Origin of the sequence: Pseudomonas sp. MBLB4123 (assembly GCF_051904775.1) — a bacterium.
In the GTDB taxonomy this organism is placed as follows: Bacteria; Pseudomonadota; Gammaproteobacteria; order Pseudomonadales; family Pseudomonadaceae; genus Aquipseudomonas; species Aquipseudomonas benzenivorans_B.
This window is the reverse complement of record NZ_CP196711.1, coordinates 424,947-444,769: the sequence shown is the minus strand read 5'-3', so window position 1 is coordinate 444,769 and position 19,823 is coordinate 424,947. Positions and strand designations below refer to the sequence as shown.

At 66.4% G+C, this 19,823-nt stretch carries 23 protein-coding genes; 10 read left to right on the top strand and 13 right to left on the bottom strand.

Features of this window, described 5'->3' with window-relative positions:
• Nucleotides 1-3: 3 nt before the first annotated feature.
• Both ACSX1C_RS02200 and ACSX1C_RS02195 read right to left on the bottom strand, forming a co-directional pair.
• Complete coding sequence (locus tag ACSX1C_RS02200) at nucleotides 4-675, bottom strand: DNA-3-methyladenine glycosylase I (RefSeq protein WP_439888041.1); 672 nt, start codon at nucleotides 673-675, stop codon at nucleotides 4-6.
• 128 nt (nucleotides 676-803) lie between these two features.
• Nucleotides 804-1,235 carry a helix-turn-helix domain-containing protein gene (locus ACSX1C_RS02195; RefSeq protein ID WP_439888040.1) on the bottom strand — a complete coding sequence of 144 codons (432 nt, stop codon included), beginning with the start codon at nucleotides 1,233-1,235 and terminating at the stop codon, nucleotides 804-806.
• An 81-nt stretch (nucleotides 1,236-1,316) separates the two neighbouring features.
• Between ACSX1C_RS02195 and ACSX1C_RS02190 the strand changes: the two genes are divergently transcribed.
• From ACSX1C_RS02190 to ACSX1C_RS02180, 3 genes are read left to right on the top strand one after another with little or no spacing between them, the layout of a single operon-like run.
• Nucleotides 1,317-1,814, top strand: a complete 498-nt coding sequence (locus tag ACSX1C_RS02190; protein WP_439888039.1) for a DUF2938 domain-containing protein — start codon at nucleotides 1,317-1,319, stop codon at nucleotides 1,812-1,814.
• Nucleotides 1,815-1,856: 42 nt separating this feature from the next.
• A complete protein-coding gene (locus ACSX1C_RS02185; protein WP_439888038.1) occupies nucleotides 1,857-2,456 on the top strand; it encodes a flavodoxin family protein in 600 nt (199 codons plus the stop codon).
• Nucleotides 2,453-2,680: a DUF2798 domain-containing protein gene (locus ACSX1C_RS02180; protein ID WP_439888037.1), complete on the top strand. Its 228-nt coding sequence runs from the start codon at nucleotides 2,453-2,455 to the stop codon at nucleotides 2,678-2,680. Before ACSX1C_RS02185 ends, ACSX1C_RS02180 begins: the two co-directional genes overlap by 4 nt.
• A gap of 71 nt (nucleotides 2,681-2,751) precedes the next feature.
• Here the strand turns inward: ACSX1C_RS02180 and ttcA are convergent, their stop codons facing one another.
• Nucleotides 2,752-3,576 (bottom strand): tRNA 2-thiocytidine(32) synthetase TtcA, encoded by an 825-nt coding sequence (ttcA, locus tag ACSX1C_RS02175; protein ID WP_439888036.1) that lies wholly within the window; start codon nucleotides 3,574-3,576, stop codon nucleotides 2,752-2,754.
• A 99-nt stretch (nucleotides 3,577-3,675) separates the two neighbouring features.
• On the opposite strand from ttcA, the gene ACSX1C_RS02170 reads away from it, so the two are divergent.
• From ACSX1C_RS02170 to ACSX1C_RS02160, 3 genes are all read left to right on the top strand, one after another.
• On the top strand, nucleotides 3,676-4,272 hold the full coding sequence (locus tag ACSX1C_RS02170) for a DNA-J related domain-containing protein (protein ID WP_318642375.1): 597 nt from the start codon (nucleotides 3,676-3,678) through the stop codon (nucleotides 4,270-4,272).
• Between the two features lie 167 nt (nucleotides 4,273-4,439).
• On the top strand, nucleotides 4,440-5,039 hold the full coding sequence (locus ACSX1C_RS02165; protein ID WP_213638695.1) for a Yip1 family protein: 600 nt from the start codon (nucleotides 4,440-4,442) through the stop codon (nucleotides 5,037-5,039).
• 109 nt (nucleotides 5,040-5,148) lie between these two features.
• Nucleotides 5,149-5,643: a SprT family zinc-dependent metalloprotease gene (locus ACSX1C_RS02160; RefSeq protein ID WP_318642381.1), complete on the top strand. Its 495-nt coding sequence runs from the start codon at nucleotides 5,149-5,151 to the stop codon at nucleotides 5,641-5,643.
• Between the two features lie 59 nt (nucleotides 5,644-5,702).
• Here the strand turns inward: ACSX1C_RS02160 and ACSX1C_RS02155 are convergent, their stop codons facing one another.
• Entirely contained in the window at nucleotides 5,703-6,209 is a 507-nt protein-coding gene (locus ACSX1C_RS02155; protein ID WP_439888035.1) for an O-acetyl-ADP-ribose deacetylase, read from the bottom strand.
• Between the two features lie 289 nt (nucleotides 6,210-6,498).
• On the opposite strand from ACSX1C_RS02155, the gene ACSX1C_RS02150 reads away from it, so the two are divergent.
• On the top strand, nucleotides 6,499-7,053 hold the full coding sequence (locus tag ACSX1C_RS02150; protein WP_439888034.1) for a magnesium transporter: 555 nt from the start codon (nucleotides 6,499-6,501) through the stop codon (nucleotides 7,051-7,053).
• A gap of 57 nt (nucleotides 7,054-7,110) precedes the next feature.
• On the opposite strand, the gene ACSX1C_RS02145 is transcribed toward ACSX1C_RS02150, so the two are convergent.
• The 6 genes from ACSX1C_RS02145 to ACSX1C_RS02120 form a co-directional block, all read right to left on the bottom strand.
• Nucleotides 7,111-7,428, bottom strand: coding sequence for a cytochrome C oxidase subunit IV family protein (locus ACSX1C_RS02145; RefSeq protein ID WP_439888033.1), 318 nt, complete (start codon nucleotides 7,426-7,428; stop codon nucleotides 7,111-7,113).
• Between the two features lie 20 nt (nucleotides 7,429-7,448).
• A complete protein-coding gene (locus tag ACSX1C_RS02140) occupies nucleotides 7,449-8,165 on the bottom strand; it encodes a heme-copper oxidase subunit III family protein (RefSeq protein WP_439888032.1) in 717 nt (238 codons plus the stop codon).
• Between the two features lie 4 nt (nucleotides 8,166-8,169).
• Complete coding sequence (locus tag ACSX1C_RS02135) at nucleotides 8,170-8,859, bottom strand: cytochrome c oxidase subunit 3 (protein ID WP_439888031.1); 690 nt, start codon at nucleotides 8,857-8,859, stop codon at nucleotides 8,170-8,172.
• Nucleotides 8,856-10,631, bottom strand: a complete 1,776-nt coding sequence (gene ctaD, locus ACSX1C_RS02130) for a cytochrome c oxidase subunit I (protein WP_439888030.1) — start codon at nucleotides 10,629-10,631, stop codon at nucleotides 8,856-8,858. Before ctaD ends, ACSX1C_RS02135 begins: the two co-directional genes overlap by 4 nt.
• A 48-nt stretch (nucleotides 10,632-10,679) precedes the next feature.
• Nucleotides 10,680-12,131 (bottom strand): c-type cytochrome, encoded by a 1,452-nt coding sequence (locus tag ACSX1C_RS02125; RefSeq protein ID WP_439888029.1) that lies wholly within the window; start codon nucleotides 12,129-12,131, stop codon nucleotides 10,680-10,682.
• Nucleotides 12,132-12,336: 205 nt separating this feature from the next.
• Nucleotides 12,337-13,518 (bottom strand): CaiB/BaiF CoA transferase family protein, encoded by a 1,182-nt coding sequence (locus ACSX1C_RS02120; RefSeq protein ID WP_439888028.1) that lies wholly within the window; start codon nucleotides 13,516-13,518, stop codon nucleotides 12,337-12,339.
• Between the two features lie 182 nt (nucleotides 13,519-13,700).
• Between ACSX1C_RS02120 and ACSX1C_RS02115 the strand changes: the two genes are divergently transcribed.
• A complete protein-coding gene (locus ACSX1C_RS02115) occupies nucleotides 13,701-14,699 on the top strand; it encodes an AraC family transcriptional regulator (RefSeq protein ID WP_439888027.1) in 999 nt (332 codons plus the stop codon).
• An 11-nt stretch (nucleotides 14,700-14,710) separates the two neighbouring features.
• Here ACSX1C_RS02115 and ACSX1C_RS02110 read toward each other — a convergent pair whose 3' ends face one another.
• Complete coding sequence (locus ACSX1C_RS02110; protein WP_439888026.1) at nucleotides 14,711-15,895, bottom strand: MFS transporter; 1,185 nt, start codon at nucleotides 15,893-15,895, stop codon at nucleotides 14,711-14,713.
• Nucleotides 15,896-16,054: 159 nt separating this feature from the next.
• Between ACSX1C_RS02110 and ACSX1C_RS02105 the strand changes: the two genes are divergently transcribed.
• On the top strand, nucleotides 16,055-16,900 hold the full coding sequence (locus ACSX1C_RS02105; RefSeq protein WP_439888025.1) for an EamA family transporter: 846 nt from the start codon (nucleotides 16,055-16,057) through the stop codon (nucleotides 16,898-16,900).
• 132 nt (nucleotides 16,901-17,032) lie between these two features.
• On the opposite strand, the gene ACSX1C_RS02100 is transcribed toward ACSX1C_RS02105, so the two are convergent.
• Together ACSX1C_RS02100 and ACSX1C_RS02095 are read right to left on the bottom strand one after the other, a co-directional pair.
• A complete protein-coding gene (locus tag ACSX1C_RS02100) occupies nucleotides 17,033-17,689 on the bottom strand; it encodes a hypothetical protein (protein ID WP_439888024.1) in 657 nt (218 codons plus the stop codon).
• Nucleotides 17,690-17,885: 196 nt separating this feature from the next.
• Nucleotides 17,886-18,683, bottom strand: a complete 798-nt coding sequence (locus ACSX1C_RS02095; protein ID WP_439888023.1) for a response regulator transcription factor — start codon at nucleotides 18,681-18,683, stop codon at nucleotides 17,886-17,888.
• Between the two features lie 411 nt (nucleotides 18,684-19,094).
• Between ACSX1C_RS02095 and ACSX1C_RS02090 the strand changes: the two genes are divergently transcribed.
• Entirely contained in the window at nucleotides 19,095-19,805 is a 711-nt protein-coding gene (locus ACSX1C_RS02090) for a 4'-phosphopantetheinyl transferase family protein (protein ID WP_439888022.1), read from the top strand.
• The last annotated feature ends 18 nt before the right edge of the window (nucleotides 19,806-19,823 follow it).

Sequence of the window (19,823 nt, the reverse complement as noted above, 5' to 3'; positions counted from 1 at the left end):
CGCTCAATGATTGACGGTATGGGCCAGCATCACCGACAGCTGGCACAGCGGCCGGCCGCTCTGGGCGTGCCACTGATTGAACGCCGCCTGCACCGCGGCCCGGTCCTTCTGGCTGGTGGGCGCCTTGTCGACTATGCCCTGGGCCTTGAGCGCGGCGACCATGTCGTTGGTGGGGATGAAGGTGTCCTTGCCGACCATGCGCAGCAAGCGCGGCGCCGACAAGCCCCCCAACTGGCTGCCGTGCTTGGCCAGGTACTGCCACAGGCCGACGATATCGGTCACCGGCCAGTCGGCGACCAAGGCGCCGAAGCCGCCCTGCTCCCGCCGCACATCGAGGATGAACTGGGCGTTGCGCGGCACGCTCTTGAGCTTGCCCAGGTGACGGATCAGCCGCGCGTCCTGCATCAGGTTCTCCAGGCGCTCGCCCCCCATCAGCACGACCTTTTCCGGGTCGAAGCCGAAGAACACCTCCTCGAAAGCCGGCCATTTGGCGTCCACCAGGCTGTGCTTGAGGCCGGCGCGGAAGATCCTCAGGCTGAGCAGCGACAGGTAGCGATCGTCACTCAGCGCGCGCAGCTGGTCCGCACTCGCCGGCTGCGGCAGCATGGCCTCCAGTGCCGCCGCCGAGCCGAAGCGGTTCAGGCAGTATTCGTTCAGCCATTGATAGTCGCGCATCGCTCGCCCTTGCCAGTTCCAGTGACCGCACAGGGTGCCTGCAACTCGCGCCTGCGCGCAATATTCCTGCGCCAAGGCGACGGCTCGCGCAAAGAGGCGAGCCCCCTGGCGGCACTTATCTACGCCGTTTAGCGGCGCCGGCGCCCTGGCTCGGCCTTGTTGTACTTGCGCGCGTGCGCACTCGACGCCGCCGCCTTGACCAGGCGCTGGAAGGTGGGGCATTCGGCGTGACTCGGGGCCGGGCAGGCCGCCGCATGGCGCAGCCCCCTGCTCATGGCCCGCAGCTGCTTGATGGCCCCATCCAGCTCCTCGGCCTTGGCCAGAAGCAACTGGCGATCGATTGCCGGCGCCCCGTCGGCGGCGAACATCGAGCGGATCTCATCCAGGGTGAAGCCCGCCGACTGACCGAGGGCAATCAGCGCCAGCTGATCCAGCACCCCCGGCGCAAAGCGGCGGCGCTCACCCTGGCGACCGAGGGAGGCGATCAGCCCCTTCTCCTCGTAGAAACGCAGGGTCGAGGCCGGCACACCGGCGCGCTTGGCGACTTCGGCAATATCCATGCGACACCTCTTGACTTCAAGTTCACTTGAACTTGTAGAGTCGAACCAAACCCTCCACGAGTCAAGCTGAACGAGGTCCTTATGACGCCACTCATGCAAGACATCGCCCTGACAGCAGGCATCGGCATCGGCGCGACGGCGGTCATGGACGCCTGGCTGCTGCTGTTGAAACGCCTGGGAATACCGACGCTGAACTTCGCCTTCGTCGGCCGCTGGGTCGCCCACCTGCTGCGCGGCAGGCTGGCCCACCCGGCCATCGCCCAGGCCGAGCCGGTCAGAGGCGAGCTCGCCCTGGGCTGGCTGATGCACTACGCCACCGGCATCGCCTTCGCCGGCCTGCTGCTGGCCAGCGAAGGCATGGCCTGGGCCCACAGCCCGACCCCGATGCCGGCACTGCTCATCGGCATGGCCACGGTCGCCATTCCCTTGCTGGTGATTCAACCGGCGATGGGCGCCGGCTTCGTCTCCCTCAAGACGCCCACGCCACTGCGCAACTGCTTCAAGAGCCTGGTCAACCACAGCGTGTTCGGCCTGGGCCTGTACCTGGCCGCCGTGCCGCTCGCCTGGCTGGGGCGATAAGCCCCTGTCGAACGTCCTCTTCCTAATCCAGGAGCACTTGCAATGAAGAAAGTCGCGGTCATCTACCACAGTGCCCACGGGCACACCGAACACATCGCCGGTCACGTGGCCGAAGGGGCGGGACTGGTGTCCGACACCGAGGTTCAACTGGTGCAAGCCCAGGCGCTCGCCGCCCGGCCGGATGAGCTGCTCGCGTTCGACGGCTACATCCTCGGTTCGCCCACCTACCTGGGCGGGGTCAGCGCACCGGTCAAGGCCTTCATGGATGCCACGGGAGGGCTGTGGCGCCACCAACAACTGCGCGGGCGGCTCGCGGCGGGCTTCACCGTGTCGGCGCTGCCGGCCGGCGACAAGCAATCGACCCTGTTGTCGATGTTCGTGTTCTGCATGCAACACGGCATGCTCTGGGTCGGCAATCCCACCCTGCCGGAGCAGCACCTGGGCGTGCCGTACGACGAGGCGGCGAATCGCCTCGGCTCCTGGTCGGGACTGATGGCCCAGGCCGACAAGGCCTCGGCCGCCGACGCGTTTGCGCCGGGGGATATCAAGACCGCGCGCCTGTTCGGGCAGAACTTCGCCGAGACGCTGCACCGCCTGCAGGGCAGCGGCACACGCCAGCACAGCACGGAGCCCCTCAGATGATCCCGCGCCAATACAGCCCACTGCTGTTCGCCCTGGTTCTCTCGGGGCTCATGTCGCTACTGGTCTCCGGCATCTCCACCTTCCGCGCCGTTGGCCCGATAGCCGGCTTCGGCACGCTGTGGCTCGGCGCCTGGCTGGCCGCCTGGTTGTTCGCCTTCCCCAGCGTGCTGCTGGTCACCCCGCTGGCCCGCGGGCTGGTCGAACGACTGGTGGAGAAGCCGTAGCCCAACCGACGCCCGGGGACAGTCCTGCGGGCCACAAAGAAAACCGGCTGCCCATGGCAGCCGGTCATCGATCACAGATTCATCACATCGAGGAAGCGTGGCGTGGCGCTGTCGTCGATCTTCAGGCTCTTGAAGTCGAACAGGTTGCGGTCGGCCAGCTGCGACGGCACCACGTTCTGCAGGGCGCGGAACATGATCTCGGTGCGCCCCGGCGTCTTGCGCTCCCACTCCTGGAGCATCTCCTTGACCACCTTGCGCTGCAGGTTCTCCTGGGAGCCGCACAGGTTGCAGGGGATGATGGGGAACTCCTTGAGCTTGGCGTAGGCCTCGATGTCGGCCTCGCTGCAATAGGCCAGGGGGCGGATCACCACGTTGCGCCCGTCGTCGGCGCGCAGCTTCGGCGGCATGGCCTTGAGGGTGCCGCCATGGAACATGTTGAGGAAGAAGGTCTCGAGGATGTCGTCGCGGTGATGCCCCAGGGCCATCTTGGTCGCACCGATCTCGTCGGCGAAGGTATACAGCGTGCCGCGGCGCAGGCGCGAACAGAGCGAGCAGGTGGTCTTGCCTTCCGGGATCTTCTCCTTGACCACCGAGTAGGTGTCCTTCTCGACTATGTGGTACTCGACGCCGATGGACTCCAGATAGGCCGGCAGCACGTGCTCGGGGAAACCCGGCTGCTTCTGATCCATGTTCACCGCCACCAGGTCGAACTTGATCGGCGCGACCTTCTGCAGGTAGAGCAGCACATCGAGCATGGTGTAGCTGTCCTTGCCGCCGGACAGGCAGACCATGACCTTGTCGCCGTCTTCTATCATGTTGAAGTCGGCGATGGCTTCGCCGGCCTGGCGACGCAGGCGTTTTTGCAGTTTGTTCTGGTTGACCGAGAGGGTGCCCATGGTGCGCTGAAGTCCGCATAGAAGTGCTAGAGCGCGACATTTTACGCAGAAAGCGCGGCACGCCCCACCCCATTGCCGGTGAAGTGTTAGGCTGCCCCCATGAACGACGCCATCGACCCCGAGCTGGAGCTCGCCGATCAACTGTTGCAACTGCTGCAGGCCGCACCTGCCGGACTCAGCGAATACGAGCTGATTCGGCAGCTCAAAGGCGGCCATTCGAGCCACATCCCCAATCTCCCCCTGCTCGACAACCTGGTGCTGTTTCGCACCCACTTCCTGGTGTTCAACGCCCTCTACCTGCTGCGCGAACGCCTGTGGGACGAGCAACGCGCGCACCTGGCCATCAGCCCGCTATGCGTCCAGCTGCAGCCCTATCGCGCCGGAGGCGCCGGGCTCAGCGAGCACGATCCGCTGCGCGACTATTACCTGGACCTGAACAACCTGCGCGACACCCGCGAGGACGATGTCCAGAAGCTGCTCACCAGCTTCTGGACCCGCATGCAGGGCGGCGAGGAAAAACAGGCGGCCCTGGAACTGTTCGAGCTGCACGACAGCCTGCAACCGCTCAACCTCGCCACCATCAAACGTCGTTACCGCCAACTGGTGAGCCAGCACCACCCCGATCGCGGCGGCAGTACGGAACGCCTGCAATCGATCAACAAGGCGATGGAAATTCTAGAGCGCTATTACGACTAATTCTTAGAGATCAATTTGCTCTAACACTACACCCCGCACGGCCTACACCCCTTGCCTATACTGCGACATACGGTCGCATAGGTTCGGCCTGGCACCCGGTGGCGCTGCTCACGCGCGCCGGGCGCTCCGCTGGGGGGCGATCGCTATAAAAATAGGAGGTGTTTGGCATGATCCATCATGTTTGGGGGCTCTTCACCCATCCTGACCAAGAATGGCAAGAAATCCGTGGCGAGGAAGAAACCATCAGCCACATGTATCTCACTCACATCCTGATCCTCGCGGCGATTCCCGCGATATCCGCGTATATCGGCACCACCCAGGTCGGCTGGTCGATCGGCGATCGAGCGCCGGTGATGCTGACCGAAGCCAGCGCGTTGCAAATGACCATCATGTCCTACCTGGCGATGCTCGCCGGCGTCGCGGTGATGGGCGCCTTCATCCACTGGATGGCGCGTACCTACGACGCCAGCCCCAACCTGACCCAGTGCGTGGTGTTCGCCGCCTACACCGCCACCCCGCTGTTCGTCGGCGGCCTCGCGGCGCTCTACCCGCACCTGTGGCTGGCCATGACGGTGGGCACGGTCGCCATCTGCTACACCGTCTACCTGCTGTACGTGGGCATACCGACCTTCATGAACATTCCCAAGGACGAGGGCTTCATGTTCTCCAGCTCGGTACTGGCGGTGGGGCTGGTGGTGCTGGTGGCGATGATCGCCTGCTCGGTGATCCTCTGGGGCTTCGGCGTCGGCCCGGTGTACACCAGCTAAGACTGCGAGGACGGCAAAGCGAAACCACCTGCGGGTGGTTTCGTCGTTTCAGGGCTGTGGATGGCGCCCCGCTTGGGCATAATCGCTGGCCCAGCCGAGAACCACCGCCATGCCCGAACGCCTCCATGCCCGTGTCGAGGCCTGTTACCGCCAGGCCGAAGCCTTCTTCAAGCGCCCTTTCAGCCGCCCGCAGGTGAGCTTCGAGCTGCGCGGACAGAAGGCCGGGGTGGCACACCTGACGGAGAACAAACTGCGCTTCAACCCGCAGCTGTACCGGGAGAATCGGGACGATTTTCTCAGGCAGACGGTGGCCCACGAGGTGGCCCACCTGATCGCCCACCAGCTGTTCGGCGCGGGCATCCAGGCCCATGGCGAGGAATGGCAACTGATCATGCGCGGCGTCTACGAACTGCCGCCGCAACGCTGCCACAACTATGAGGTGCAGCGTCGCCCGGTCAACCGTTTCATCTACCGCTGCACCTGCCCCCAGGGCGAGTTCCCCTTCTCCGCGCAGCGCCACAACCTGGTTGCCAAGGGGCGGCGCTACTACTGTCGGCGCTGCAAGGCGACCCTGAGCTTCACCGGCGAACAGCGCCTGGAGTGAGGCCGTTCGATAGCCGCCGCCGAGCAGTGGCGGCCCCGCTGCACGGGTCAACCAGGACTCTAGGCGAGCAGGCGTTGATAGACCTGCAGGTCGCCGGCAGAAAAGCAGCAGAAAATCACTTCCTCGATCATGGTGAGATCCCTGAGGGTTGCACGCACCGTATCCACGGCCGTGCGAGCCGCCAATTCCACCGGATAGCCGTAGACGCCCGTGCCGATGCTGGGAAACGCCAGCCTGCGCACCCCATGGGCGGCCGCCAGCTCCAGCGAGCGCCGATAGCAGGACGCCAGCAACTGCGGCTCCCCGCGCTCCCCGCCCTTCCAGACCGGGCCGACCGTATGGATGACGTGCCGGGCCGGCAGACGGTAGCCCTGGGTGATCTTGGCCTCCCCTGTCGGGCACCCGCCGAGTAATCTGCAGGCCTGCAGCAGCTCGGGGCCGGCGGCGCGATGAATGGCGCCGTCCACGCCGCCGCCACCGAGCAGGGAGCTGTTCGCCGCGTTGACTATGGCATCGACCCGCAGGGTGGTGATATCCGCGCGCATGGCACTGAGCTTGGCTGGCATGATCCGCATGACCTCCCGAGGCCGTCCCCTCAGCAAGTTTAGCGGCCCGCAGCGTGTTCGGCAGACCAAACGGTAGGCACCCATGCACATCGCCTCGCCCCTGGCACCAGAGCGCCGACTGCTTGACGCCAGAACAAGCATCTGCTAGCCGAACATCCTGGGTGCTATACTTTTCTGCGACTGCAGTCAGTGCGCAATCTGTCTCACGGGGGCAATTACCAACTGCAATTTTCACTCATCGGCTTCTGGATGGAGGGGTCTGAAGCAAACACGAGGTGGGAGGTGTGTCATGAATCGGCACTACTACATCAGTGACGATCTCGACGATCTTGAAACCGTTGAGAACGAGTTGGAAGCCAACGGCATCAGTACCGAACAAATCCACGTGCTCAGCGAGAAGGATGCCGACGTGGAGCATCATCACCTGCATGACGTGCCCTCCTTCATGAAACAGGATGTCGTGCACTCCGGGGAAATCGGCGCGCTGATCGGCGTGGTGCTCGCCGCCGTGGTCCTGGGCGGCGCCTATCTGCTGGGCTGGACCGCGTCGGCTGCGGGGTGGATGCCCTTCGTCTTCCTGGCCATAGTGCTGTTCGGCTTCTGCACCTGGGAAGGCGGTTTCTTCGGCATTCAGGTGCCGAACGCGCACTTCCGCAACTTCCGGCAGAAGCTCAAGGAAGGCAAGCACGTGTTCTTCGTGGATGTCGAACCCGAACAGGAGTCGGTACTGGACCGGATCATCCAGCACCACCCCTCCCTGAGGGACGCCGGCACCGGCGCGGCCTCGCCGCACTGGATAGTCGCCTGGCAGCAGAAATGGCATCAGTTCAAGCGCACCATATAGCCGGATAGTCGCCCCCGAATTGCTCCCGGATGGCCTTAGCGGTCAGCCGGCGGGGGCTTATGAGCCGAAGAAGAAGGCCCGACTGATGAAGATGTAATCCGCCTCGGCGGCCATCAACCCGACCAGTACCAGCAGGCACAACGGCGGCACCAGGATGGCATAGACCATCGCCAGACGCTCCCAGGCCATGTGCATGAAGATCGCGACGATCAGCCCCGCCTTGAGCAGCATGAAGACGATGATCAACGACCAGCGCAGATAGCCGGCGAAGTGGAAGTAGTCGACCATATAGGACAGGGTACTGAGGACGAACAGCAGCCCCCAGACTTTCAGGTACAGGTCGATCGGATGTTGCTGGCCCTGTGCATGCGCCATCGCCAAGCCTCCCTAGCGCCTCACCATAGATAGAAGAACGCGAAGATGAACACCCACACCAGGTCGACGAAGTGCCAGTAGAGCCCGGCGATTTCGACGATCTGATAGTTCCCGGAACGCTCGTAGTCACCGCGCAACACCTTCAGCGCCACGATGCTCAGGTAGAGCACCCCGATCGACACATGCAGGCCGTGAAAGCCGGTGATCATGAAGAAACTCGCGCCGAACTGCGCCGCACCCATGGGGTTGCCCCAGGGTCTGACGCCCTCGCTGATCAGCTTGCTCCACTCGAAGGCCTGCATGCCGACGAAGGTCAGGCCGAAGGCGGCGGTGGTCAACATCAGGGCCGCGGTTCTGACGCGGTCCCGGCGATAGGCGAAGTTGACCGCCATGGCCATGGTGCCGCTGCTGCTGATCAGCACGAAGGTCATGATGGCGATCAGGATCAGCGGAATCTCGGCCCCGCCTATGGTCAGGGCGAACACCTCGCTGGCATGGGGCCAGGGCTCGGTGGTGGTGATACGGACCGCCATGTAGCCGGTGAGGAAGCAGGTGAAGATGAAGGTATCGCTGAGCAGGAAGATCCACATCATCGCCTTGCCCCAGGACACCCGCTGGAACGCCTCCTTGTCCGCGGCCCAGTCCCGGGCAACGCCCTGCCAGCCGGGCACCGCGTCTTCGGCCGGACTCAGCGTGGAGGAACGGGGCTTGCCCGGGGTGGGCGTGTCGGCGGCCATGGCGTCACCTCAACCCGCAGAACGCCGCGATGGCTCGATAGGTTTCCGGCGTGCTGGTCAGCAAGGCGAACAGCAGCAGCCAGAGCCCCAGCAGGTAGTGCCAGTAGATGGCACAGAGCTCCACGCTGCTGCGCAGCTGCAGCGGGGACGCGTGGCGCAACAGCTTGCCTAGGGTCCTGCCCCAGGCGACCAGCCCACCGAGCAGGTGCAGCCCGTGCAACCCGGTCAGCAGGAAGAAGAAGCTGTTGGCCGGGTTGCCCGCGACGCCATAGCCCCAGGCGGTAAACAGGCGCCACACCCAGAGCTGCCCCAGCAAGAAGGCCAGGGCGAAGAGCCCGGCGAGGCCGAAGCCAAGGTTCGTTGCCACCGGCCAGTCGCGCCTGGCCGCCACCCGCGCCCATTGCAGGGCGAGGCTCGCGGCGACCAGCAGGCCGGTGTTCAGCCACAGCGGCCAGGGCTGGGAGAGTGGCGCCAGCGGCTCGGTCAAAGGCTGCCAGTCGGCCACCTGCGAGCGGGCGATAAAGGCGATCAGGAACAGCAGGAACAGCGAGCTGACCACTACCAGCAACAGGCGCAGGCCAACCCGGGCGGTGCGTGCCCGGTGACCATCGGCGAGCGGAGCCCCATCCGACGGCTGGCCCCAGTTGCCGCCGGGGTCGGCGCCGGCGGCGTCGCGCAGCAGCAGCCTGTTCATGGTTTGGGCTCCACTGGCTGGCTGCTGCCGGCGCGGTGGCGCCAGCGTGCCAGTTCCTCGTCCGACACCGTCTGCGGCACGAAGTCCTGCTCGATGCCCGGCACGCTGTAGTCATAGGCCCAGCGGTGCACCACCGGCAACTTGGCGCCCCAGTTGCCGTGCACCGGCGGGGTGTCCGGCGTCAACCATTCCAGACTGGTGGCGCCCCAGGGGTTGGCCCCGGCCGGCTTGCCCTTGAACAGGCTCCAGGCCAGGTTGAACAGGAACAGCAGCTGGGCCACGCCGACGGTCAGGGCCGCCACCGTGATGAAGGCGTTCAGATCCTGGGCCGACTGCGGGATGAACTCGTAGTTCTCGTAGGCGTAATAGCGCCGCGGCATGCCGAGAAAGCCCAGGTAGTGCATGGGGAAGTAGATGGCGTAGGTGCCGAGGAAGGTGATCCAGAAATGCAGCTTGCCCAGACGGTCGTCGAGCAGGCGCCCGGTGATCTTGGGGAACCAGTGATAGATGGCGCCGAACACCACCAGGATGGGCGCCACGCCCATGACCATATGGAAGTGGGCGACCACGAAATAGGTGTCCGACAGCGGGATGTCGACTATCACGTTGCCGAGGAACAGGCCGGTCAGGCCGCCGACCACGAAGGTGAGGATGAAGGCCAGGGCGAACAGCATCGGCACCCGCAGGTGGATGTCGCCACGCCACAGCGTCAGCACCCAGTTGTAGACCTTGAGCGCGGTGGGCACGGCGATGACCAGGGTGGTGGTGGCGAAGAAGAAGCCGAAATAGGGGTTCATGCCGCTGACGTACATGTGGTGCGCCCAGACCACGAAACTGAGCACGCCGATCGCCACGATCGCCCAGACCATCATGCGGTAGCCGAAGATGTTCTTGCGCGCGTGGGTGCTGATCAGGTCCGAGACCAGGCCGAAGGCCGGCAGCGCCACTATGTACACCTCCGGATGGCCGAAGAACCAGAACAGGTGCTGGAACAGGATGGGGCTGCCGCCCTCGTGCTCCAGCGGCTGGCCGAGGGAGATGATCGCCGGCATGAAGAAGCTGGTGCCCAGCAGCTTGTCGAACAGCATCATCACCGCACTGACGAACAGCGCCGGGAAGGCCAGCAGGGCGAGGATCGAGGCCATGAAGATGCCCCACACCGACAGCGGCATGCGCAGCAGAGTCATGCCATGGGTACGGGCCTGCAGCACCGTGGTCACGTAGTTGAGGCCGCCCATGGTGGCGGCGACGATGAAGATCGCCAGGGACACCAGCATCAGCACGATGCCCCACTCGGTGCCCGGCGAGCCGGCGGTGATGGCCTGGGGCGGATAGAGGGTCCAGCCCGCCCCAGTAGGGCCGCCCGGGACGAAGAAGCTGGCCAGCAGGACGATGACCGACAGCAGGTAGAACCAGTAGCTGAGCATGTTGACGTAGGGGAACACCATGTCCCGGGCGCCGACCATCAGGGGGATCAGGTAGTTGCCGAAACCGCCGAGAAACAGCGCGGTGAGCAGGTAGATGACCATGATCATGCCGTGCATGGTCATGGCCTGGTAATAGGCGCTGGCGTCCATGAACTCCAGGCTGCCGGGGAAGCCGATCTGCATGCGCATCAGGCCGGACAGCACCAGGGCGATGAGGCCGACGAAGATCGCCGTCAGCGCATATTGAATGGCGATGACCTTGTGGTCCTGGCTCCAGATGTAGCGGGTCAGGAAGCTTTGGGGCTCGTGCAGCAGCGCGCTTTCCGCCTGCTCCGCATAGGCCATCGGATCACCCTCCTGGCGAAGTTCCGGGCGCCCTCCGCTTGCGTGGGACTACGGGCCCGACTCCGCCTTGCCGGCATCGGCATTGCCGTTCGCCTTGGACTTGATCAGCGCGATCAGCGCCTGCAACTCGTCGTCGCTGGGAGCATAGGCCGGCATGATCGCGGCATAGCCCCTGACGATCTGGCTGTTGGGATTAAGAATAGACTCTTTTAGGTAGGCCTCATCGACCCGCACCTGGCTGCCGTCGGCCAGGGTCTCGGCCTTGCCGTACAGGCCCAGCCAGCCCGGACCGACCCGCGGGCTGCCGTCGAGGCTGTGGCAGGCCAGGCAGCCGAGGGACTCGGCCAGCTTCAGGCCCTGCGCCGGCAGATCCTCTGCGCGCGCGGACTCCGCGGCGGGCGCGTCGCTCAGCGACTTGATCAGGGCCACCAGGGCGTCCAGCTCGTCCTCCTTGAACGAGTAGGCCACCATCACCGGCGGATAGCCCCGGACCATCTTGGCCTTGGGCTCGAGGATCGACTCCTTCAGATAGGCTTCGTCGACCTGCACGCTGCTGCCATCGGCCAGGGGTTCGCTGCGACCGTACAGGCCCCGCCAGCTCGGCCCGAGGCTGGGGCTGCCGTCCAGGCTGTGACAGGCCAGACAGCCATGACTCTCGGCGAGCAGGCGGCCCTGCTCCAGCAGGCTGTCCCGGCTGGGCCTGGCCGCGCTGGCCAGGGTCTGGGCGAAGGTCGGCTGGGCGCCGAGCCACTGCTCGAACGCCGCCTGCTCTTCGACGTGCAGATAGCCGCGCATGTTGTAGTGGCCGACGCCGCAGAACTCGGCGCAGAGCACTTCGAAGCGGCCGGTCTGGGTCGGGGTGAACCAGAAGTACGACACCATGCCCGGCACCATGTCCATCTTGCTGCGGATCTGCGGGACATAGAAGTTGTGCAGCACATCCTTGGAACGCAGCAGCACCTTGACCGGGCGGCCGAGGGGCAGGCGCACCTCGTTGCTCTTGATCAGTACATCGTCCTGCCCGGCCGGGTCATCGGGGTCGATCCCCAGGGGGTTGGCGGCGTCGATGAACCTGACGTCCGACTTGCCCAGCCGGCCGTCGTCGCCGGGAAAGCGGAAGGCCCACTGCCACTGCTGGGCGACCACCTCCAGCTCGTGGGCCTCCTCCGGCACCCGCACGAAATCGTCGTAGACCACCAGGCCCGGGGCCAGCATGCCGACTATGCCGACGCTGGTGACGCCGATCAGCCACCATTCGAGCTTCTTGTTCTCCGGCTCATAGGCCGCCCGCCGGCCTGCACGATGACGGAAACGTATGACCGCCACCGCCATGAACAGGGTGACGGCGATGAAGAAGACTCCGGTGATGACCAGGGTGATCAGCAGCGTGGTATCGATCGAGCCCCAGTTGGAAGCGGCCGGGGTCAGATGCCAGGGGCTGAACAGATGAAAGAGCACCGATGCGACGACTATTAGCAGCAAGATAATTGCAATTGCCATGGTCATTTCATCCTGTCTTCGTTGGCACCTGGCGGCGCAAGTGCGGCCAGATCAACGGCGGCGCGCAATCAATCTCAGTCCGTCCCCCAACGGCGCAGGCAGGCATCGGCACGGCCGGCGGCAAGGTCAGCGCAAGTATAGTGCACGGCCAGAACGGCCACCCTCGGCCTCGGCGGACGCCGCCAGGACGATGAGGCCAGGCGGCTCAGGCGATGACTCTGCTGGCCCGCAGCTCGGCGATCCGCTCGGGCGAACAGCCCAGCTCGCTCAGCACCTGCTCGGTGTGCGCACCGAGGGCCGCGCCGATATGCCGGGGCGCGGGCAAGCCGGCCGAGAACTTCAGCGGGCAGGCGATCTGCCGCTGCGCCGGGGCGCCTTCGCGCGGCACCTCGGCCACCAGGCCGCGGGCGTCGAGCTGGGGATGCGCGAGGGCCTCGCGCAGACTCAGCACCGGTTCGACGCAGGCATCCAGCTCGGCGAACAGGCGGTTCCACTCGGCCAGGTCGCGCTTCTCGATCTCGATCGCGATCTCGCGCTTGAGCGCTTGCTGCTCGGCGGGGTCGTTCGACAGCCCGCGCCCGGCCAGCTCGGGGCGGCCGATGGCGGCGCAGAATTGCTGCATGAACTGCGGCTCCAGGCTGCCCACCGACAGCCAGCGCCCATCGCGGGTGCGGTAGTAGTCGTAGAAGCTGCCGCCGTTGAGCACCTGGCGCTCCATGCCGGGCTCGATGCCGGCGGCCAGATAGCCGGCCCCGGCCATGCCGTGCAGGCTGAAGGCGCAGTCGGTCATGCTCACGTCCACCTGCTGCCCCTGCCCCGTTACCTGGCGTTGGACCACCGCCGCCAGCAGGCCCACCACCCCGTGCAACGAGCCACCGGCGATATCCGCCAGCTGCACCCCCAGGGGCAGCGGCCCGCTGTCGCGCCGGCCGGTGTAGCTGGCGATGCCAGACAGCGCCAGGTAGTTGATGTCGTGGCCGGCGCGATCCTTGTAGGGGCCGCTCTGGCCATAGCCGGTGATGGAGACATAGATCAGCCGTGGGTTGACCGCCTTGAGTGCCTCATAGCCGACGCCCAGCTTGTCCATGACCCCGGGGCGAAACTGTTCCAGGACGATGTCGTATTCGCTCACCAGCTGCTTGACCAGCGCCACCGCCTCGGCTCGCTTGAGGTCCAGGGCGATGCTGCGCTTGTTGCGGTTGAGGTAGGCGTGGCTGGCCGAGACGCCGCCATCGTGGGGCGGCAGCAGCCGCACCAGGTCCATGCGGCTGGGCGACTCGACGCGCAGCACCTCCGCGCCCAGATCGGCCAGCAGCAGCGAGGCGAAGGGCCCCGGCAGCAGGGTGGAGAAGTCGAGAATCTTCAGGGAGGACAACGGGCCGTTCATTTCAACTCCTGGTATCGCAGGCGAGGCGCGGCAGCGCCGAAACTCAATAGGCCCAGGGTAGGCGTCGGCACCGCGCGCCTCAATGACACGAGCGCTCAGCCCCGGTTGACCCATCCGCTCGGCCGGCTTGTCCTGCCAGGCTGCACCTGCCTACCATCGGCGGCTGGAACAGGAGCCCCGCCATGCGCGAACGCACCATCGCCTGCCACTTCGTCCGCGCCGCCCTGCGCGGCGCCGCACGTCAAGGCCAGGACTGCCACGCCCTGCTGCGCCAGGCCGGCATCCAGACGGCGCTGCTCGACGAGCCGCGGGCACGCGTCGCTCCCGAGCAGTTCGCCCGGCTGCTGCAGCTGCTCTGGGAGCAGCTGGACGACGAATACCTGGGCTTCGGCCGCCTGCGCAGCAGACGCGGCACCTTCGCCATGATGTGCCACGCGATCATCCACTGCCGCAGCCTGGGCAAGGCCCTGGCGCGTGGCGCGCTGTTCTACGGCCTGCTCCCCGAGGCCCCGGGCATCCGCCTCGAGCGCGAAGGCGATTGGGTACGCCTGAGCGTGGACGACTCCCGCCTGTGGGACCCGGAACATTTTCTGGTCGAGAGCCTGCTGGTGATCTGGCATCGCCTCGGCAGCTGGCTGATCGGCCAGCGCATCCGCCTGGAGGAAGCCAGCTTCGCCTACGCCGAACCGGCCCACGCCGGCGAATACCAGCTGCTGTTTCCCGGCCGCCGACGCTTCGGCGCCGCCAGCAGCGGCCTGCTGTTCCATGCCCGCTACCTGGCGATGCCGCTGCTGCAGGACGAGCGCACACTCAAGCAGTTCCTCGAGCACTCGCCGGCTGATCTGCTGGCTCGCCCCGATGGCGGCGACAGCCTGAGCGGGCAGATCCGCCGCCTGCTCGGCCGCGATTGCGCCCGCTGGGCCGACCTGGACGGCATCGCCCAGCAGTTGCACATGAGCCCGCAGACCCTGCGCCGCCACCTGCGCGAGGAGGGCTCCAGCTTCCAGCAGCTCAAGGACCAGCTGCGCCGTGACCTGGCGATCTACCAGCTGGGCCGCGACGAACTGTCGATCCAGCAGATCGCCGAGCAGCTCGGCTTCTCCGAGCCCTCGGCCTTTCACCGCGCATTCAAGAAGTGGACCGGGCTGACCCCCGGCGCCTACCGCGCCCAGGAGCACTAGCCGCCGCGCCGTTACAAGCGCCGGGCGCGCCAGGCAGCCAACAGGAACAGGCCGGCCAACACCGCCAGCAACGGCAGCCAGCCGGCATGCTCCCAGACGAAGCCGGCGCCGTAGCCGATCAGGCTGGAGCCCAGGTAGTAGGCCCCCAGGTACAGCGCCGAGGCCTGGGCCTTGGCGCCCCGGGCGCGCTGGCCGACCTGACCGCTGGCCACCGCATGGGCGGCGAAGAAGCCCAGGGTAAACAGCGCCAAACCGACCACGGCAGCCGCCAGCCAGGACGTGGCACACAGGGCCACGCCGACCAGCATGATGCCGATGCCCCCCTGCAGCACCTGGCGGGCGCCGAAGCGCGGCACCAGGCGTCCGGCCCAGCCGGCGCTGAAGATGCCCAGCAGGTAAACGCCGAACAGCAGGCCGATGGCGGTCGGCGACAGGTTGAACGGCGCCGCCGCCAGGCGGAAGCCCATGTAGTTGAACAGCGCGACGAAGCCGCCCATCAGCAGGAACGCCAGCAGGAACAGGCCACGCAACTCGGCGTTGCCCAGGTGCCGGGCGAAGTTGCCCAGCAGCCCGCGCAGCGACAACGGATGGGCCTGGAAATGCCGGGAAGGCGGCAGCAGCCAGAGGAACAACGCCAGGGCCAGCAGCCCCAGCCCGGCGATACCGCCCAGCGCCAGCTGCCAGCCGCCGAGGTCGCTGAGCACCCCGGCGAGCAGACGCCCGAGCAGACCGCCCAGTGCCGTGCCACCGATATACAGGCCCATCGCCGCCGGCAACGCCTCGGGGTCGAACTCCTCGCCGACATAGGCCATGGCCAGGGCCGGCAGACCGCTCAGGGCCAGGCCCAGCAGTGCCCGCAACAGCAGCAGGTAGTCCCAGCTCTCGACCAAGGCGCAGCCGATGCCCAGCACGCTGGCCAGGGCCAGGGCGGCGGCCATCACCTGCTTGCGCCCCCAGCTCTCGGCCAGGGCCCCGGACACCAGCAGACACACCGCCAGGCTCAGGGTCGCCAGGGACAGGGCCAGGCTGCTGGCGGCGGCCGACACCGAGAACTCGGCGGCCAGCTGCGGCAACAACGGCTGCACGCAGTAGAGCATGGCGAAGGTGGCAAATCCGGCACAGAACAGCGCCAGGGTGGCGCGCCGATAGGCGCCGGTACCGCGCTGCAGATGCGCGCTGACAGGAGAGGTCGACATGGGAAGACTCGCTGATCCGGCCTCCAGCAGGCCGCCGCCAAGCCTAGCATGGGCGCTGGCCCGAGCGGCGCGGCCAACTGGCGCCAGCCCGCCGCGCGCGGATATGGCAGTATCGGTGCCCCGACCCGCCACGCGCCGCCGGTACAAGGAAGAAGCCGCTTGGAAACCCCCGTATTTCTCGCCGTGATGGCCGCCGCCGCGCTGCACGCCGGCTGGAACGCCCTGCTCAAGATCGGCCTCGACCGTTTCCTCACGGTCTGCCTGATCCAGATCGCCGCCGGTGCCGTGGCACTCTGCGCCCTGCCCTTCGTGGCCTTGCCTCAGGCGGCGGCCTGGCCCTGGATCGCCCTGTCGGCCCTGCTGCATGTCGGCTACAACGTGTTCCTGTCGCGTGCCTACCAGTACGGCGACCTGGGCCAGGTCTACCCCCTGTCCCGCGGCAGTTCGCCGCTGATCGTCGCCTTGCTGTCGCTGCCGCTCTTGGCCGACAGCCTGCCCCAGGGCCAATGGCTCGGCCTGCTGGTGCTGGTCGCGGGCATCTGGCTGATGGCCCTGCGCGGCCACCACCCTACGGCTGGGCTCAGTGCGCCGATGCTGTTCAGCGCCCTGATGACCGCCGGCTTCATCGCCGGCTACACGCTGTCCGATGCCATCGGCGCGCGCAACAACCAGGACGCGCTGTCCTACTCGATGTGGCTGTTCGCGGTAAACGGGCTGGTCATGCTCGGCGTGGTCGCAACGACCCGCGGCCCCGACGCCTTCCTGCGCCTGGGCCCGCACTGGCGCGGCGGCCTGGCCGGCGGCGCCCTGTCGCTGGCGGCCTACAGCATCGTCATCTGGGCCATGACCCAGGCGCCGGTGGCGCTGGTCTCGGCGTTGCGCGAGTCCAGCGTGCTGTTCGCCCTGCTGATCGGCAGCCTGTGGCTCAAGGAAGCCCTGCCCCCCATCCGCCTGCTCGCCTGCGGCCTGATCCTCGCCGGCGTGCTGGTGATGAAGCTGGCCTGAGCGCCGCCGACGCCAGAACGGGCAGCCGCGGCCTAAAGGCTTCTGCCGTCGATAACGGGCGGCGTCCCCGACTCGGCCCGCCGACAAACACCTCGGTCTGCAGGCAGGTCGAGCCCTGTACCTCTACGCGTGTTACCGCAGCTCCGCCTCCAGAGGTTCGACGCTGACCGAGAAGCTACGCACGCGGCCCTGCTCCTCGATCTGGTGCACACCGATACCCGTGACGGCACCCGACGCCCCGAGCGGGAAGGTCCCGCCATCCTCGGCCTTGATCTTGAAGTCGCGATCCGATTCGCAATCGCAATCCTCGGCTCCGACAAACGGCCCGGGGTTGAAGGTGCCATCGTTGTGGAAGTGGGCAAAGCCCGGGTGATCGTTCTCGACGAACTCGTTCTCGTCATCGTCGAGCTTCTCCGTGTTGTCGAACGCCCGCCCCCTGATGCCGCGCAGCAACTGGTAGTTGTTGTTGAGGCTCAGGTTCCAGGTGATGCGCAGACCGAAGCTGTCCTCCGCGGCCGCTACCGCCTGCACGAAACCTATGTCGATGGGCTTGGCATTGGCGATGTTCAGCGTCAGATCGAGCGTGCCCTTGTTGCGGCCGGTCCCGGCGTTGCCGGTGAAGACGCAATTGCTCACCTGGGCGTCATCGAAGGTCAGCAGCCAACCGGTGTCCCGGTTACCGTCCGTCAGTACGCAGGTGCCTGCGCTGGCCGGTCCCGCGTAGAGGCCCGCTCCGGCTATGCCGATTGCCAGTGGCACCGAGTAGATTTTCAACCAATGAGTGAACATGGTTTCCTCCTTTCTCTTCTCTGTACAAGGCCCCAGACTTCGCGTTCGCGCCCTCCCCGCTTGGACATAACCGAAGAACCGCCGCGCCTCTCTCCACTGGAAAGGCTCTGCCGACAGCGACCGTCTACGACCGCCGACTGCCCGCTTCAAGTATGGGCTTCAGACTAAAGTCTGATTTTGCTGCCGTTGCAGAACGCTATGCGTTATCTGGCCAGGGCCGGGCGCTGGGCAGATCGCCCCGATACTGGGACGGCGTGACCCCGATGCGCTGGTGGAACAGTCGGGAGAAGTGGGAGGCGTTGCGGAAACCAGAGGCACAGGCCACCTCGGAGATGCTGGCGTTCGAATGCTGCAGCAGCTCCAGGGCGCGTTTCAGTCGATAGCGGCAGAGGTATTCGCGGAAGGTCAGGCCATAGGTGCGCTTGAAGCTGCGGCTGAACGCGTAGACGCTCATGTGGCAGCAGCGGGCGACGTCCTGCAGCCGCAGCATCTCGCCGTAGTGGCGCTGGACATAGGTCAGGGCGTATTGAGTCATCCGCTCGGCGGCGTCTGGCCTGCCGATGCGGGCCTCCGGGGGAATCAGGGGCACGGGCATGGCGATTGCTCGGCCACCCTCCTGGCCCGCCGGCAAAACGGCCAGCAGCCGCTCGAGACGCCACCACAGCTCCTTGGCCGAGAACGGCTTGACCAGATAGTCCCAGACCCGGGTGCGGAACGCCCACACGGCCAACGCCTCCGAATGATGGACGGTGAGCATCAGAATCGGCAGCGAGGGATGGGCCTGCTTGGTCGCCCGCAGCGCCTTGAGGCCACTCAGATTGGGGTAGTCGTACTCGAAGCAGGCCAGCAGTGGCGCGCTCTGCTCGATGCCCCGCACGGTGTTTGCCGGGCCAACCACGTGCTGCAGTCGGAAGTACGCCTGCATGGCGTCAACCGGGCTGGGCTCAAGGGGGTCGCTGCGCAGGTCGGCCCACACCAGGCACGGCAAACTCATCACTCGCCTCCCCTCGTACTTAGCCGCCCGCCAAGGGCGCGAGAGCCCGATGCAGCCCACGCCTGCCAGGCCGGAACAGACTCACGCGGCGCAATGGCGCTTCAACCGGCGGGCAGTATGGGGTTTGAGTGGCCGACTGCCACTAGGGTTCCCGACCAGGCAATACCGGCGGTCAGCCGCATCAAAAAAAAACGGGAGCCCAAACGGGCTCCCGTACTCGATTCAGAGAAAAAGGTCGACACCGGCAGACACCGGCACCGACTACAACCTCACCTGCGCTCAATTGAAGCGCGGGCGCCAGTCTGGCAAATACGCGGCCGACTATCCGTTTAGCTTTGTTGCCGCTTTGCAAAGAAATGTAAACGCCCACTGCCGGCTGACAGGCCGGCCTAGGCTCGGCAGAATGCCGGCATGAGCGAAACCTACCTGCCCTCCTGTTGCTCCCCGCTCCACGACCACTGGCCGCTGCCCCAGGCGCTGCCCGGCGTGCAGCTGCTCAGCACCCGTTTCACGGCCGAGCGGCTGGCGGCCGAGGACTTCGGCCGCTGCGGCATCGCCCCGGTGCCAGGAGTCGCCAAGCGCCAGACGGAGTTTCTCGCCGGCCGCCTGTGTGCCCGCGAGGCCCTGTTGCGCCTGACCGGCCAGGCCCAGGTGCCGGCGATAGGGGCCGACCGGGCGCCGCAATGGCCGGCTGGCGTGGTCGGTTCCATCACCCACGGCAACGGCTGGGCCGCCGCCCTGGTGGCCAGGCGTAGCGCCTGGCGCGGCCTGGGCCTGGATGTCGAACAGCCCCTGGCAATCGCCCGCGCCGAGCGCCTGGCCGCGGAGATCCTCACCCCGGACGAGCTGCGCCGCCTGCAGCCGCTGTCCGCCGCGCAGCGCGCCTGGCGCGTCAGCCTGACCTTCTCGCTCAAGGAAAGCCTGTTCAAGGCGCTCTATCCCCAGGTGCTGCGCCGCTTCTACTTCCAGGATGCCGAACTGCTGAGCTGTGGCGAGGACGGCCAGGCGCGGCTGCGCTTGCTGATCGACCTGGATCGCGAATGGACCGCCGGCCGCGAACTGCAGGGTCAGTTCGGCGAGTTCCAAGGACAACTGCTCAGCCTCGTCGCCATCCCCGCCTGAGCCGGCCGGGCAATGCCC